The 13,724-nt window shown below is 67.9% G+C and carries 17 protein-coding genes and 2 pseudogenes; 12 read left to right on the plus strand and 7 right to left on the minus strand.

Going from position 1 to position 13,724, the window contains the following annotated elements; all coding sequences use genetic code 11:
* Window positions 1-306: 306 nt before the first annotated feature.
* From CJZ98_RS08120 to CJZ98_RS08165, 9 genes and pseudogenes are all read left to right on the plus strand, one after another.
* On the plus strand, window positions 307-603 hold the full coding sequence (locus CJZ98_RS08120) for a nucleotidyltransferase family protein (protein ID WP_094590214.1): 297 nt from the start codon (window positions 307-309) through the stop codon (window positions 601-603).
* On the plus strand, window positions 587-943 hold the full coding sequence (locus tag CJZ98_RS08125; RefSeq protein ID WP_094590216.1) for a HepT-like ribonuclease domain-containing protein: 357 nt from the start codon (window positions 587-589) through the stop codon (window positions 941-943). Before CJZ98_RS08120 ends, CJZ98_RS08125 begins: the two co-directional genes overlap by 17 nt.
* A gap of 41 nt (window positions 944-984) precedes the next feature.
* Window positions 985-1,359: pseudogene (locus CJZ98_RS08130) on the plus strand (DUF3427 domain-containing protein); the annotation flags it as partial.
* A gap of 77 nt (window positions 1,360-1,436) precedes the next feature.
* A complete protein-coding gene (locus CJZ98_RS08135; RefSeq protein ID WP_087067900.1) occupies window positions 1,437-1,634 on the plus strand; it encodes a type II toxin-antitoxin system HicB family antitoxin in 198 nt (65 codons plus the stop codon).
* On the plus strand, window positions 1,634-1,756 hold the full coding sequence (locus CJZ98_RS19335; RefSeq protein WP_255082350.1) for a type II toxin-antitoxin system HicA family toxin: 123 nt from the start codon (window positions 1,634-1,636) through the stop codon (window positions 1,754-1,756). The genes CJZ98_RS08135 and CJZ98_RS19335 overlap by 1 nt, the downstream gene beginning before the upstream one ends.
* 111 nt (window positions 1,757-1,867) lie before the next feature.
* Window positions 1,868-2,379: pseudogene (locus CJZ98_RS19340) on the plus strand (hypothetical protein); the annotation flags it as partial.
* A gap of 53 nt (window positions 2,380-2,432) precedes the next feature.
* Window positions 2,433-4,610: an adenylate/guanylate cyclase domain-containing protein gene (locus CJZ98_RS08155; RefSeq protein WP_232756333.1), complete on the plus strand. Its 2,178-nt coding sequence runs from the start codon at window positions 2,433-2,435 to the stop codon at window positions 4,608-4,610.
* A complete protein-coding gene (locus CJZ98_RS08160) occupies window positions 4,607-6,076 on the plus strand; it encodes a mechanosensitive ion channel family protein (protein WP_094590222.1) in 1,470 nt (489 codons plus the stop codon). The genes CJZ98_RS08155 and CJZ98_RS08160 overlap by 4 nt, the downstream gene beginning before the upstream one ends.
* A gap of 27 nt (window positions 6,077-6,103) precedes the next feature.
* Window positions 6,104-7,663 (plus strand): serine hydrolase, encoded by a 1,560-nt coding sequence (locus CJZ98_RS08165; RefSeq protein ID WP_094590224.1) that lies wholly within the window; start codon window positions 6,104-6,106, stop codon window positions 7,661-7,663.
* Window positions 7,664-7,686: 23 nt separating this feature from the next.
* On the opposite strand, the gene CJZ98_RS08170 is transcribed toward CJZ98_RS08165, so the two are convergent.
* The 5 genes from CJZ98_RS08170 to CJZ98_RS08190 form a co-directional block, all read right to left on the minus strand.
* Window positions 7,687-9,420 (minus strand): protein adenylyltransferase SelO, encoded by a 1,734-nt coding sequence (locus tag CJZ98_RS08170; RefSeq protein WP_198537608.1) that lies wholly within the window; start codon window positions 9,418-9,420, stop codon window positions 7,687-7,689.
* Window positions 9,421-9,596: 176 nt separating this feature from the next.
* Window positions 9,597-9,974, minus strand: coding sequence for a HigA family addiction module antitoxin (locus CJZ98_RS08175; RefSeq protein ID WP_232756334.1), 378 nt, complete (start codon window positions 9,972-9,974; stop codon window positions 9,597-9,599).
* The gene (locus CJZ98_RS08180) at window positions 9,877-10,155 is read right to left on the minus strand and encodes a type II toxin-antitoxin system RelE/ParE family toxin (RefSeq protein ID WP_094590228.1); all 279 of its coding nucleotides are present in this window, start codon (window positions 10,153-10,155) and stop codon (window positions 9,877-9,879) included. The genes CJZ98_RS08175 and CJZ98_RS08180 overlap by 98 nt, the downstream gene beginning before the upstream one ends.
* Window positions 10,156-10,201: 46 nt before the next feature.
* Entirely contained in the window at window positions 10,202-11,512 is a 1,311-nt protein-coding gene (locus CJZ98_RS08185; RefSeq protein WP_198537593.1) for a glutamate carboxypeptidase, read from the minus strand.
* Window positions 11,509-12,249, minus strand: coding sequence for a superoxide dismutase (locus tag CJZ98_RS08190; protein ID WP_094590230.1), 741 nt, complete (start codon window positions 12,247-12,249; stop codon window positions 11,509-11,511). The genes CJZ98_RS08185 and CJZ98_RS08190 overlap by 4 nt, the downstream gene beginning before the upstream one ends.
* Before the next feature lie 112 nt (window positions 12,250-12,361).
* Between CJZ98_RS08190 and CJZ98_RS08195 the strand changes: the two genes are divergently transcribed.
* Entirely contained in the window at window positions 12,362-12,571 is a 210-nt protein-coding gene (locus CJZ98_RS08195) for a hypothetical protein (protein ID WP_094590232.1), read from the plus strand.
* A 29-nt stretch (window positions 12,572-12,600) separates the two neighbouring features.
* On the plus strand, window positions 12,601-12,732 hold the full coding sequence (locus CJZ98_RS19345) for a hypothetical protein (RefSeq protein WP_255082348.1): 132 nt from the start codon (window positions 12,601-12,603) through the stop codon (window positions 12,730-12,732).
* A gap of 23 nt (window positions 12,733-12,755) precedes the next feature.
* Here the strand turns inward: CJZ98_RS19345 and CJZ98_RS08200 are convergent, their stop codons facing one another.
* Both CJZ98_RS08200 and CJZ98_RS18770 read right to left on the minus strand, forming a co-directional pair.
* Window positions 12,756-13,037 carry a hypothetical protein gene (locus CJZ98_RS08200; protein WP_094590237.1) on the minus strand — a complete coding sequence of 94 codons (282 nt, stop codon included), beginning with the start codon at window positions 13,035-13,037 and terminating at the stop codon, window positions 12,756-12,758.
* Between the two features lie 103 nt (window positions 13,038-13,140).
* A complete protein-coding gene (locus CJZ98_RS18770) occupies window positions 13,141-13,446 on the minus strand; it encodes a hypothetical protein (RefSeq protein ID WP_198537612.1) in 306 nt (101 codons plus the stop codon).
* Between CJZ98_RS18770 and CJZ98_RS18775 the strand changes: the two genes are divergently transcribed.
* The gene (locus CJZ98_RS18775; RefSeq protein WP_232756341.1) at window positions 13,366-13,701 is read left to right on the plus strand and encodes an alpha/beta fold hydrolase; all 336 of its coding nucleotides are present in this window, start codon (window positions 13,366-13,368) and stop codon (window positions 13,699-13,701) included. The genes CJZ98_RS18770 and CJZ98_RS18775 overlap by 81 nt on opposite strands.
* Window positions 13,702-13,724 lie beyond the last annotated feature (23 nt).

Below are 13,724 nucleotides of genomic sequence, written 5' to 3' on the forward strand. Positions count from 1 at the left end.
CGGCGGAAGAGATGTCGGGCATCGCCAGCGGTGAGACCCACCGACCTAAACCGATGCTGACAGGGGCGCGGATGACACCGTGGACAGACTTTTAGGCGGCCCTGACCTCCACCCGCACCCTCGACCGGACCCTCGGCATCTCTGGGCTTGGCGCTACGAGAGCGACGAAGGCGAGCGGCCGATGGCGATCCGCTGGCGGTTGAAGCGGGAGATCCCGGCGGCGTGGCTGCCAGGATGTTCCTCGCCATCCCTGGCGTTGGCGGTTTAGCGTCATCCCAGGCCACGCCTAAGAGCTCACTGCCGGCCATGGAGGTCAGTTCCGAAACGTTGATCAACCGGTTGCGCCTGCACGCGCCCGTCTGGAGTGAGCGTTTCGGCGTGCGCAGCCTGCGGATCTTCGGCTCCTGGGCCCGCGGCACGGCAAGTCCCGGGAGCGATGTGGATCTGCTGGTGGCCTTCGACGGCCTGGCCACGGCCAGACGCTTCTATGGCCTTCAGCTGTTCCTGGAAGACCTTCTCCAACAACCTGTCGATCTGGTGACGGAACAGGCACTCCGGCAGGAGTTCAGGCCTGCGGTGGAGGCGGATGCCATCACCCTCTGACGGCAATCCGAAACGCGATTGGCGCCTCCATGCACAGGATATTGATCGCTTTGCCCATCGCGCCGTGAGCTACTGCGCAGATCTGAACCGTGCGCAGTTCGAGACGAATCAACTGTTGCAGGACGCCGTTCTTCGCAACATCGAGCAGATCGGCGAAGCTGCCACGCGCATCCCAGAGGAAGTGAGGCATGCTCATCCCGAGATCCCCTGGCGAGAGATCATCGCGATGCGCAATCAACTCATCCACGCCTACCTGGGGGTCGATCTTGATGTGGTGTGGGACGTGGTGCAGGTGGAATTGCCGCAGCTGATCCTTCAGCTGAAGGCTGTTCTGTCCTGACGGGCAGCCTGTTCATGCAGGTCTGCGGAGCCGCCAACCAACGCGAAGGCGTTCTCGCTCACCAGCCCAGCGCCCCGGATCTGCTGTTGATCATCCTGCACAAAAGCGAAGCCCTCTTCTCCCCCTCCACCCGCAACCGCGACCTGGCCCTCGGGCCCTCCCTGTTCCGCTGGGAGAGCCAGAGCACCACCACCGCCGCCTCCGCCACCGGGCAGCGCACCATCCATCACGAGGCGAGCGGCTCACGGGTGCTGTTGTTTGTGCGGGAGCAGCGCAAGCAGGGCACGGTGACCGAGCCGTTCGTGTGCCTGGGGTTTCCGCGGTACGAGAGCCACGAAGGCGAGCGGCCGATGGCGATCCGCTGGCGGCTGGAGCGGGAGATCCCGGCGGCGTGGCTGCACGGCTGTTGTGTGGCACACCAGCTGTTCCTCGCCATCCCTGGCGTTGGCGGTTTGAGGCCCGCCAGACTTCCTCAAAAGGGCTTGGCCACACCATGAGCTATCGCATTCGTCTCCTGGAAACGGATGAAGGCTGGGCCGTGAGCTGTCTGGATCTGCCCGGGTGCCATTCCCAGGGGGAGAGCCGCGATGAGGCCCTGGCAAACATCCGTGAGGCCATCGCCCTCTGGCTTGAGGTGGAGGCCGAGGAGGCTGGCGTGAAGAGCGTGGAAACGCTCGAACTGGCGCTCTAATGCCCCGGCTGCCGGGGATCAGCCAGAAGCAGGCCGTGCGGGTGTTCCAGAAGCTCGGCTATCGCGTCGTGCGGGAATCCGGCCACCTGATCATGAGCAATGGGGCACCACGCGTCTCGTGATTCCGCGCCACGACCCGATCAACGCCATCGCCATGGGCGCCATCGCCCGGGATGCAGGTCTGACTCCTGAGCAGTTCCGCCAGCTGCTGTGATGGCCGAGGGCGAGCCGAACTGCACCGGCTGCCCTGGACCCTGCCCATCCCGGTGCGCGTGCACGGTCGCGACAGCCGCGCCGAGATCGAAGCCGCCCACTGCTGCGCAGAAGCCTGCGGCTATGGCGTGCTCACCGCCGACGCCCCCTGGATCCACCGCGAAGGCGTGCTCTGGCACCAGAGCAGCGCCAGCGACCTGCTGTTCATCACCCTGCGCCTACCTGGCCGCAGGCCAGCGTGCCGGAGGCACTAGAGCGAAGCCCTCTTCGCCCCCTCCACCCGCGCCCGCGACCTGGCCCTCGGCCCCTCCCTGTTCCACTGGGAGAGCCAGAGCAGCGCCGGCAGGGCACGGTCACCGAACCGATCGTGGGCCTGGGGTTTGCGCGGTACAAGAGCCACGAGGGGGAGCGACCGCAGGCAACTTGCTGGCGGCTGGAGCGGGAAATCCCGGCGATGTGGCTGCCGGCAGGGTTCCATCCGATGGCCTCCGTCCTGACGGCGGCCTCGATGGGGGCCGTGGAGGAAGGGTAACAATCACTACAACCAAGTGCAATCGGCCGACTAGGGTTATCTGAGGCCTTTTGATGGTCCAACTTCTGGTGTGGATGCAGCGCCTCTCCAGGGGTTCGGTGAATCGGCTGAGCATCAAATCGAAGCTGATCCTGATGCTTCTGCTGGTGAGCGGCTTCTCCACGCTGTTCTCGGCCGCCCTGGGTTATCGCAGCGGCCAGATCAATCTCACCAATCGGGTCTTCAATCAGCTCACCAGCGTGCGGGCCTCGAAGGCCTATCAGATCGAATCCTATTTCCGCAACATCCAGAATCACACCCAGACACTCAGTGAAGACCTGTCGATCGTCGCTGCCGTCCAGCAGTTCGACGCGGCCTATCAACAGCTGAACACGGTCCCTGAACCGGCCGCCGCAGGCCCGGCCGTTGAGACCTACTACCGCCGGCAGTTCCTGCCGCGACTCGACCGGATCCATGCCGGCACCCCCAATCTGGCGGCCTATCTGCCCGTAGAACGGGCCACCCGCCATCTCCAGTACAACTACATCGCCGCCAATCCCAATCCCGTCGGCAAGAAACAGCAGCTCGTGGCCGCCAACGACGGCAGCACCTATTCGCAGGTGCATGGCCGCTATCACCCGATCTTTCGCAACATCGTGGCCAGGTTCGGCTACTACGACATGTTCCTGCTCAATCCCAAGGGACAGATCGTCTACACCGTATTCAAGGAGACCGACTACGCCACCAACCTCTTCACCGGCCCCTACAGGGACACCAATCTCGCCCAGCTGGTGCGGCAGGTGATCAGCGCCCGGGAAAAGGGCTTCACCCAGCTGGTCGACTTCGCCGCCTACGCCCCCTCCTACGGCACCCCCGCCTCCTTCATCGCCGCCCCCATCTACGACGGCTCCCGGCTGGTGGGCGTGCTCGCCTTCCAGATGCCCGTCGACGAGATCAACAACGTGATGACCGGCAACCAGGACTGGCAGCAGGACGGCCTGGGGCAATCCGGCGAGACGATCCTGGTGGGCCACGACAGGCTCATGCGCTCGGCCTCGCGCTTCTACCTGCAGAACCCCAGGGCCTATCTGGCCCAGCTCCAATCCCGCGGGTTCAAGGAGGAGTCCATCAACCGGCTGCGCCAGTACGGCACCACGATCCTGCAGCAGCCGGTCTCCACCCCCGCCGTGACCAGCGCCATCGCCGGTGGCAGCGGCACCCGCCAGGTGGTCGACTACCGCGGCGTGCCGGTGCTCAGTTCCTACGCGCCGCTGCAGATCCAGGGCTTCGACTGGGTGATCCTGGCCCAGATGGACCTGGCGGAGGCCTACGCCCCGATCCACGCCTTCCAGCGCCAGATCCTGATCACGGTGACCCTGCTGATCCTGCTGGTGACCGTGCTGGCCATGGCGCTGGCCCACCTGTTCGTCAGACCGGTGCAGCAGCTGATCGACAGTGCCCGCCGGGTCTCCTCCGGCGAACTCACCAGCATTCCCGCCCTCAACTCCGGCGATGAGTTCGGCGAACTGGGCCAGTCCTTCAATGCGGTGGTGCACAGCCTCCAGACCCAGACGGCCCTGGTGGATCAGAAGAACCGCGAGAACGAGAAACTGCTGTTCAGCGTCTTCCCCGCCGCCATCGCCCGGCGGCTGCAGCGGGGGGAGACCCAGATCGCCGAGGACGTCACCAACGTGGCGGTGCTGTTCGCCGATCTCAAGGGGTTCTCCAGGCTCGTCTCCAGCCTCAGTGCCCATGAATCGCTGGCGGTGCTCAACGATCTGGTGGCGTCCTTCGATGATCTGGCCGCCCGGTTCGGCCTGGAGAAGGTGAAGACGATCGGCGACAGCTATCTGGCGGTGTGCGGCCTCTCGGTGCCCTATCTCGACCACGACAAGCGGGCGCTCGACTTCGCCATCGAGATGCTCGGCATCCTGCGGCGCTTCAACCTCGAGCGCGGCTTCCAGCTGGGCATCCAGATCGGGATCCACTCCGGCGACATCGTGGCCGGCATCGTCGGCAAGAGCCGGGTCGTGTACGACGTCTGGGGTGAGACCGTGAAGCAGGCCCACGCCCTCAGCCAGGCCTGTCCCTCCGGCGGCGTGCTCGTCTCCGAGGTGGTGCATCACCGCCTCGAAGACCTCTACCCCTTCGAGCGCACCACCACCGGCGGCGAGCCCCAGCCGGCCCGTGAGGCCTGGCGGCTCAGCGGTGCCGCCGTGGCCTCCGCCGGCGAGAGCCTGGCGAATCCATGAGCACCCCTGTGCCGCTCTGGATCTGGGGGATCGGCCTCACCATCGGCTTCCCCCTGCTCACGATCCTGCTGGGCGAGCTGATCCATCGCCTCAGGCGACGCGGCCGCGCCATCGCCGCCACGGTGCGCCTCCTGCGGGACGTGCTGCTGCCGATGCTCGTGCTGCTGCTCTTCCTGCAGCACCTGCTCCAGGTGGATCCCGCCAGCAGCCTGTTCAAGACCATCGAGACGGTGTTCTGGGTGTGCGTGATCCACGCCGCCCTCTCCCTGCTCAACGTGATCCTGTTCGAGCAGGCCGAAGCCGACACCTGGCGCTCGCGGGTGCCCAAGCTGCTGATCGATCTGGCCCGCCTGTTCCTGATCCTGCTCGGCACCGCCTTCGTGCTGGCCACCGTCTGGAATGCCGATCTGGCGGGCCTGGTCACCGCCCTGGGGGTCAGTTCGATCGTGATCGGCCTGGCCCTGCAGGACACCCTCGGCAGCGTGATGTCGGGCATCGCCCTGCTGTTCGAGCGGCCCTTCACGGTGGGCGACTGGCTGGAGGTCGGCGGGGTGGTGGGCCAGGTGATCGACATCAACTGGCGTGCCGTGCGCCTGCTCACCCTGGAGCAGGAGATGGTGGTGATCCCCCACAAGCTGATCAGCAGCGAGGTGATCCGCAACTTCACCAAGCCCACGCCGATCCACGCCGAACGCATCCGCATCGGCTTTTCCTACAACGATCCCCCCAACCTCGCCCGCCAGGTGCTCAAGAGCACGGCGTTGGAAACCAAGGGCATCCTGCTGGATCCGGAACCCGATGTCTTCACCCTCGACTACGACGAATCAGCCGTGTCGTATGAAGTGAAGTTCTTCATCCGCGACTATGGCGAGATTGAGCAGATCCGCGAACGCTTCATGACGCGCGTGTGGTATGCCGCCAAACGCAACAACCTCTCCATCCCCTTCCCGATCCGCACGGTCTACAACTTCCACGGGCCCACCAGCCAGCAGAAGGGGCTCGCCAAGAAGTTCAGCGAAAGCCTGCAGGCAATCCCCTCCTACGTGCCGATCAATCGCGAAGAGAGCAGCCTCACGCCGGCCTCCTCCGGCATCGCGCTCCAGCATTTCGCCGCCGGGGAGAAGGTGATCCGCCAGGGCCAGCTGGGCCATGATCTCTACATCATCGTGGCTGGCCAGGCCCTGATGTCACGGCGTGATGGATCCGGTGAAGAGCTCGAACTGCTGTCGCTCCGAAGCGGCGAGTTCTTCGGCGAGATGAGCCTCTTCTCCGGTGAACCCAGCGCCGTGACGATCGCCGCCAGCAACGACCTGGAAGTGATGAAGATCTCGGCCACAGTGGTGAACCAGATGATCGATCGCCAGCCCAGCTTCGCCCGCGAGATCGGCCAGATCCTCGAGAGCCGCCGCCTCACCATCCAGGACACCACCCAGGCCCAGCGGCCATCAACACCGGACAGCCGCTGAGGCCACACCCCAGCCCCTCCCTACCCCATGGCGCCCAGAACGCTCACCAGACCCCACACGGCAGGGCTGCTGGCCCTGGCGCCGCTGCTGATGGCGGCGAGCCTCCCGCCGGCGGGGCTGCCCGGCTACGCCCCAGGCACGGGGGTGGATGCGGCCGCCGCGCGGCGCATCAGCCGCTGGGCCCTGGCCGAATACGCCGTGCCCGGTGCCGCCATCGCCCTGGTGCAGGACGGCCGGCTGACGCTGGTGGAGGGCTTCGGGGTGCGCGATCTGGCCAGCGGCGCCCCCACCACCGCGGACACGGTGTTCCAGCTGGCCAGCGTGTCGAAGACCTTCACCGCCGCCACGGTGGCCGCCCTGGTGGATCGTAAGAAGCTGGGCTGGGAGCAGCCGATGGTGTCGCTGCTGCCGGGCTTCCGCCTCCAGGACGCCTACGCCGGCCAGTGGGTGAACGCCCGGGATCTGCTCAGCCACCGCGCCGGCTTTCCCGCCTTCTTCGGCGACCTGTTCGATCACCTCGGCTACGGCGACGCCGACGTGCTGCGCCGGATCCGCTACGTGGAGCCCGCCACCTCCTTCCGCGACCGTCCCGCCTACTCCAACATCGGCTTCTTCCTCGCCGGTGAGCTGGCGGCCCAGGCCGGCGGCCAGCCCTTCCCGGAACTCACCCGCTCCCTGATCGTCGAGCCCCTGGCCATGACCCGAACGGGCGTGGCTAGCCGCCTGATCGGTGACGGCAGCAACCCCGACGCACTCACCGACATCAGCCGCTCCCATGCCGTGGTGAACGGGCGCCTGCAGGTGGTGCCCCCCAACCTCAGCGCCCTGTTCATCGCCGCGGGCGGCTTCGCCAGCAACGCCACTGACCTGGGCCGCTTCATCACCCTGCTGGCCCGCGGCGGCGAGATCGACGGCCGGCGCGTGCTCTCGGAAGCGGCCGTGAAGGCGATGTTCGAGCCGGTGATCGCCGAGGAGCCGGGCTTCGCCGAGTTCCCCCCCATCGATGCCCACTCCGGCTTCGACTACTCCCCCGGCTGGGGGGTGTACCACTACAACGGCCTGAAGGTGCTGGAGAAGGGCGGCGCCCTCGATGGCGTGCGCACCCTGCTGGTGGTGGTGCCTCAGAAGCGCTTCGCCGTGGCGATCCTGGCCAACCGCAACCTCACGGCCCTGCCGGAGGCGGTGCGGGCGGCCCTGCTGCAGCAGGCCTTCGGCCGCCCCGGCGAGGCCGACCTGCAGCCGGCGATCCGCGCCAAGGCCCAGGACATCGAGCGTCTGCTGCTGGCCGCCGAGCCCAGGCCCGCCGACGCCAAGCCACCGGCCCGGCCCCTGGCGGCCTACACCGGCACCTACCGCAACGACCTGTGGGGCACCTGGACCGTGGCCGAACGCGACGGCGCCCTTGAAGTGCAGGCGGGACCGGCCCGCTACCGCGCCCCGCTGACCCCCTGGAACGGCGAGACCTTCGCGTTGCGCTGGCCCGGGGTGCTCTCCTCACCGGTGCAGGTGCCGTTCCGCCGCGATGCCGCCGGCAGGATGAGCGGCTTCGACTACCTCGGCTACGGCTTCCGCCGCGTGGTGCCCTGAGCGGCCATCACGACCAACGGCCGTCAGGACGAACAGCTGTAGTGCGACACCCCCCCGGCGTTGAAGAACTCCCTCGGCTTCAGGCGGTCGTACATGGCTGCCAGCTCCGGTGACAGTTCGTCGTAGGGATGGCGGAACACCTCCTGCAGCTCCCTGACCAGGCTGAAATCACCCAGCGCCGCCTGCTCGTAGGCGGGGGCGATCAGCCATTCGCGCCAGGTGATGGCCGGATTCACGCGTTGCATCGCGGCGGAGGTCTCGCTCAGGTCGCCGTTGGCCGTGAGCTGATCCCGCCAGCGCTGCAACCACGGGCTCCAGCGCGCCTCCAGCTCGGCGCTGATCGGCAGGTAGAAGCTCTCCGCCAGGGTGGCGACCTGCTCGGGCAGACCGGCGCCAGGGTCGCCGGCCAGGGCCGAGAGCCGGCGGAAGACGATCGTGTAGTCGGCCCGGGACTCCACCAGCAGCTGCAGCAGCTCGTTCACCAGCGCGGCGTCGTAGCGGCTCAGACCGAGCTTGCGGGCCCACATCGCCTCGATCTCCTGCTGCATCGCGCCTGCAAAGCCGTCGTGGATCGCATCCAGCCGCGCCAGGGCCTCGCTGTTGTCTTCGAGCAGCGGCCGCAGGGCGGACCAGAACATCTGGTAGTTGGCTTCCGCCGCCGCCGGTTGGTTGAAGAAGCAGAAGTGCTCGCCGCCGCCGGTCCAGGGCTGGAAGCGCGGATCGAACAGTTCGCAGAAGCCGAAGGGGCCGTAGTCGAGGGTGTAGCCGCCGGCGGCGCAGTTGTCGCTGTTGAAATTGCCCTGGCAATAGCCCACGCGGATCCAGTTCGCCACCAGGGCGGTGAGTCGCCCGCGAAACAACGCCGCCAGCTCCAGCACCTGCTCGCTGAACCCCAGGCTCGGATCGATCTCCGGCCGGTAGTTCCGCTCGATCAGGTGCGCCACGATCACCCGCAGCTCGTTCAGCGCCTCCGGATGGGCCTGGCTGCGGGCGCGGCGGGCGAACAGCTCCAGCTGGCCCACCCGCAGGAACGACGGCGCCACCCGGGTGGTGATCGCCGCCGGGTTGTCGACCATCACGTCGGGATCGAACGAGCGGGAGTCGGGCGAATACCAGGGCCGGCGCACCGTTTCCGCCCGCGACATGTAGAGCGTGAGCGAGCGGGAGGTGGGCACCCCCAGGGCGTGCATCAACTCCTGGGCCAGGAATTCGCGCACGCTGGAGCGCAGCACGGCGCGGCCATCGGCGCCGCGGCAGTAGGGCGTGGGGCCGCCGCCTTTGAGTTGCAGTTCCCAGCGCCGGCCGTTGAACACCCCTTCGAACACGGAGATGGCCCGGCCATCGCCGTAGCCGTTGCCCGTGCCGAACGGACACTGCTGGATGTATTCGGTGCCGTAGATCGAGAGGGCATAGCCGGTGGCCCAGCCGAACGGACGCATCGGCTCCTGCGCCACCGTGATGTCGCCGGAGAACAGCCGGGTGAAGGCCCCGTCGTGGGCCAGGGCCTCGCTCAGGCCCAGCTCGCTGAAAAGGCGGCTGCTGTGCGCCACATACTCCGGCGCTGGAAGCGGCGTGGGCGTCACCGGCACGTAGTGCCCGGAGAACACCGGGCGCGGCCGGTGGTCGTGGCCATCCGCGCTGGCCTGCGGATCCGGATGGAGGGAATCCAGCAGGGAGTAATGGGCCCGCTGGGCAAACGCCGCGAAGCTGGCGATCGGCACGGTGGTGGACGCGGCTGTCGGCGCGTCTGCTTTCACGTCGGGCGTCACGTCTGGCGTCACGTCGGGCGTCACGGCTGTCGTCGGGGCTGTCGTCACGGGTCCCTCGGGTTGGCGCGGCCTGGGCAGGGCCCTGACGCGGAGGGCACCATCCTGGCGAGCCGGGCGCCATCGCTGGCTGGCGCGCCGGTGCAGGGGCGCTGCGGCGTGGGGCGTCAGCCGTGGCTCAGGGGCTGAATCGCCTGCAAGGCCTCGCCAAGATTCAAACGCGCCACTTTGAGGTCGTGAGTGGCCTGCATCCGCAGCCAGAAACCCTCACTGAGCCCGAAAAACCGGCACAGGCGCAGATCCGTGTCGGCCGTGATCGATCGACGGCCCTTCACGATGGCGTTGATCCGGCTCTCCGGCACACCCAGCGCCAGGGAGAGACGGTATTGGCTCACGCCCATCGGACGCAGGAACTCCTCCAGCAGCACCTCTCCGGGAGGCACCAGCTCAGTGGTAGTCAACAATTTCGACCTCATCGGCGCCGGCTTCAGACCAAACGAAGCAGAGGCGGAACTGGTCGTTGATGCGGATGCTGTGCTGGCCATGCCGGTCTCCCCGAAGCTGCTCCAGACGATTGCCTGGCGGGATCAGCAGATCGTTGAGGCAACCTGCGGCATCGAGGATGGCCAGCTTGCGGTAGGCAACCCTGGCAAAGCTGCCAAACCGCCCGACGGACCTGCCCTCAAAGAGAGCTCGCGTGTCGCGGCAGCGAAACGACCTGATCACCCACGAACAATACCCCCGTTCCGCGTGCCTATGCCAGCCGTGTGTATCAGCCGTGGCCGCCGGGCGTGGCGGCCGGGGAGGGCGTGGTCGGCGGTGGCAGAGCAGACAGCGTCTCCAGCAGCCGCACCACCAGATAGAGGCGCGCCGGCAAGCTGCCGAGATCCATCCACTCCTCGGGGCTGTGCAGGCCGCCGCCCACTACGCCCAGGCCCTCCAGCACGGCGGGGCTGGAGCTGCCGGGCTGGAAGGCATGGCCGGCATCGGTGCCGAACCCCATCGCGATGGCCGGCAGCGGCAACTGCAGCTCGCGGAAGATCGCTTCGGCCTGGCGCACCAGCGCTTCGGAGGCCGGATTGCGGGGGAAGGACGGTCGCCGCGGCGTAAGCGCGAGCGTGGTGGTGGTGCCCGGGATGTGGGGGCGGCCAATGGTGCGCTGCACCTGCTCCCGCACCCGCTCCAGTTCGGGTGGATCGGTGTAGCGCATGTCGGCGGTGGCGCTGGCCTCGGCGGGAATCACGTTGGGGCGCTCGCCGCTGCGCAGCACCGTCCAGTTCACCGTGGTGCCCCGGGCCGGATCCCCCAGGGTCTGCAGGGCCAGGACCTGATGGGCCAGCTCCACCGCTGCGTTGCGGCCGCTGTCGGGATCGGCGCCGGCATGGGCCGAGCGGCCCTGCACCTTGAGGTTGAGCAAGGCGATGCCCTTGGTGCTGTCGATCACGCCGTTCTGCGGGCTCGGCTCGAACGAGAGCACCACCGCATGCCGCCGGGCCAGCCCGGCGATCAGCCGGGCCGATCCGGGGGAGCCGACCTCCTCATCCGGATTGAACAGCACCGTGATCGGGGCGTGGTTGCGGCCGTGGCGTGCCCGCAGCAGCTCCAGGGCCTGCAGGATCATCACCACCCCGCCCTTGGCATCCGCCACACCCGGCCCGCGGGCCCGCCCCGCCGCGATCCGGAAGGGCCGGCGGCGCGCCTCCCCCGTGGGAAACACCGTGTCGGTGTGCACCATCAACAGGATGGCCCGATCTCCGCGGCCCGACAGATGGCCCACCAGGATCTCGCCGGCGCTGGGCTGGGCCGGATGGCGTTCCACCCGCGCCCCGAGCCGCAGCAGCCGCTGCTCCAGGTGGGCGGCCATCCGCTCCAGCCCCTGCCGCTGGCCGCTGCCGCTGTCGATCGCCACCAGGCTTTCCAGCTCCGCCAGGAAGGGTTGCACCCGCGCCTGGCTCTGGCGCAGCAACGCCGCATCCCCGCCGGCCTCGCGGGCCGCGGGGGGAGGCATCGCCAGGCCAGGGGGCAGTGGCGCCAACACTCCCGCCGGCAGGGCCAGCAGGGCAACCAGGCGCAGGAGCCTCACAGGCGGTCGGGCGTGGTGGAGGGCGCCGCCGCCGCCTCGCCGTAGCGGCGGTTCACCTCGGGCCAGTTCACCAGATCCCACCAGGCCTGGATGTAGTCGGGCCGGCGATTCTGGTAGTGGAGGTAATAGGCGTGCTCCCACACGTCCAGGCCCAGCAGCGGCGTACCCCGCTCCAGGCCCGGCAGGTTCATCAGCGGGTTGTCCTGGTTGGCGGTGCTGGTGATGGCGAGGCTGCCGTCGGGTTTGCGGATCAGCCAGGCCCAGCCCGAGCCGAAGCGCCCGGCGGCGGCCTGGTTGAACTGCTTCTGCATCGCCTCCAGCGAACCGAAGCGCCCGGTGATCGCCGCCAGCAGCTCCTCGGACGGCGCCCCGCCCTGGCCCTTCGGCGCCATCACGGCCCAGAACTGGCTGTGGTTCCAGTGGCCGCCGCCGTTGTTGCGCACTGCCTCGGGAAAGCTGGCGATCCGGCCCTGCAGATCCTCCAGGCTGAGGCTGGCCAGGGCCGGGTTGGCCGGGATCTGGGCGTTGAGGTTGGCCACGTAGGCGCCGTGATGGCGGTCGTGGTGGATCGTCATCGTGGTGGCATCGATCGCCGGCTCCAGGGCATCGGCGGCATAGGGCAGCGGCGGCAGCGCAAACTCCGCCCAGGCCGGTGCGGCGCTCGCCAACAGCAGCAGCGCCGCGCAACAGGCGAGCAGGGGCCGCAGCAGGCGCCCGATCAGGAAGCGAGAAACCATCGATCGAGACCGGCCACAGGGAGACGGTCAGCCTGCCGGATCCGCAGCGGCGCTGGCGCTGGGGGCAGTGCTTCTGGGTAGGGTCGGCCCCACGGCCCGCTGCAGGCAGCCCATGAACCCCACCCTCAAAGGCGTCCTCTACGTGAGCGTGTGGGTGCTGCTCTGGGGCACCGCCGCCTCCCTGGCCGACACGGTGCTGCTGACCCGCGGCGCCTACGACGCCGGCACGGCGGGCCAGGCGGTCACCTTCACCACCTACGGCCTCGCGGCGGTGGTGCTGGCCGTGCGCCTGGCCGGCCGCTTCCTCAAGGCGGAGCCGTAGGCCGCGCTCAGCCGTTCAGGCGGGGCCTGGTGGAACTGGCTCTGCTTTGCCTCGAGCGAACCGAAGCGGCTGGTGATCGTCGCCAGGCGCTGCTCAGGCTGGTCCTGGCCCTGCAGCACAAGGGGCGCCTGGCCGGGCTCGACACCCCGGGGATGGCCTGACCACGAAAACTGGGACTAGCGAACTATTGGCTCAGCAAATTGAAGGCTTCGGCAGCTCGCTCTTCTGGACGACCAGAGAAGCCGCCAGCTTCAGGGACATGGGGCATGAGCACTTCGGCAACGAAGCGATCACTGGACTCCTTGGATTCCCAGATGGCAATGATGCGCACACCACCCTCTGTGTTCCCAGCTTTGTGATAGATCTGGCCCTCAGGCAGGCCACCTTCGGGATGCACAGCAGCGACTTCAGCCCAGTACTGCTCTTCCGTTGCCCCTGGCCAGAAATGCGTGAGGATATAGGCCACCGGCCAGAGGCAGTTTTGCCTGCTGACGCTAGCGGCGATGCACTCACCCTTGCCATGCGTGACTGTTTGTCTCTGGCCACCTTCGTCCCAGGCTCTTGACCCCCTACCGGTGCAGGTCCACGGCCCCGGCATGTTTCAGGTCTGGACGCGGCGCAGCGGCGCGAGTGCAGGCATCAAGCTGTTGCTGCTCCATGGCGGGCCAGGCTGCAGCCACGAGACTTTCGAAGTGTTCGACCGCTGCCTGCCTGAAGCGGGCATCGAGCTGTAGTTCTACGACCAGCTGGGCTCGCATCCCAGCAGCCAGCCTGATCACGAGGATCTCTGGGAGATCAACCGGTTTGTGCAGGAGGTGGAACAGGTTCGCCAGGCCCTTGGCCTGGATGCGAGCAATGTCGTGCTGCTCGGCCACTCCTGGGGCGGAATCCTGGCGATGGAGTATGCACTGCTGCACCAGCAACAGCTCAAGGGGCTGCTGATCCCGCACCCCATGGATCCCGTCGTGATGGCAGCCATGGCAGAGGCCCTGCCGAAGGCGCGTCATCTCCATGGCCCCGAGGGACGTCCCATGGCACTGGTCGACGATCCGGCGGTGGTCATGCGCGGCTTGATCGACTTTCTGCACCCGGTGGATCGAGGCACGGTCGCCGCCCCCACCGCGCGTTAGACCGAATCACACCCGCCGGCCGG

Origin of the sequence: Vulcanococcus limneticus LL (assembly GCF_002252705.1) — a bacterium.
Taxonomy (GTDB): domain Bacteria; phylum Cyanobacteriota; class Cyanobacteriia; order PCC-6307; family Cyanobiaceae; genus Vulcanococcus; species Vulcanococcus limneticus.

Coding starts and splice junctions, on each gene's coding strand:
- CJZ98_RS08120 (WP_094590214.1), top strand. CDS start 307: ATGGAGGTCAGTTCCGAAACGTTGATCAACCGGTTGCGCCTGCACGCG.
- CJZ98_RS08125 (WP_094590216.1), top strand. CDS start 587: ATGCCATCACCCTCTGACGGCAATCCGAAACGCGATTGGCGCCTCCAT.
- CJZ98_RS08135 (WP_087067900.1), top strand. CDS start 1,437: ATGAGCTATCGCATTCGTCTCCTGGAAACGGATGAAGGCTGGGCCGTG.
- CJZ98_RS19335 (WP_255082350.1), top strand. CDS start 1,634: ATGCCCCGGCTGCCGGGGATCAGCCAGAAGCAGGCCGTGCGGGTGTTC.
- CJZ98_RS08155 (WP_232756333.1), top strand. CDS start 2,433: ATGGTCCAACTTCTGGTGTGGATGCAGCGCCTCTCCAGGGGTTCGGTG.
- CJZ98_RS08160 (WP_094590222.1), top strand. CDS start 4,607: ATGAGCACCCCTGTGCCGCTCTGGATCTGGGGGATCGGCCTCACCATC.
- CJZ98_RS08165 (WP_094590224.1), top strand. CDS start 6,104: ATGGCGCCCAGAACGCTCACCAGACCCCACACGGCAGGGCTGCTGGCC.
- CJZ98_RS08175 (WP_232756334.1), bottom strand. CDS start 9,974: ATGGCCAGCACAGCATCCGCATCAACGACCAGTTCCGCCTCTGCTTCG.
- CJZ98_RS08190 (WP_094590230.1), bottom strand. CDS start 12,249: ATGGTTTCTCGCTTCCTGATCGGGCGCCTGCTGCGGCCCCTGCTCGCC.
- CJZ98_RS08195 (WP_094590232.1), top strand. CDS start 12,362: ATGAACCCCACCCTCAAAGGCGTCCTCTACGTGAGCGTGTGGGTGCTG.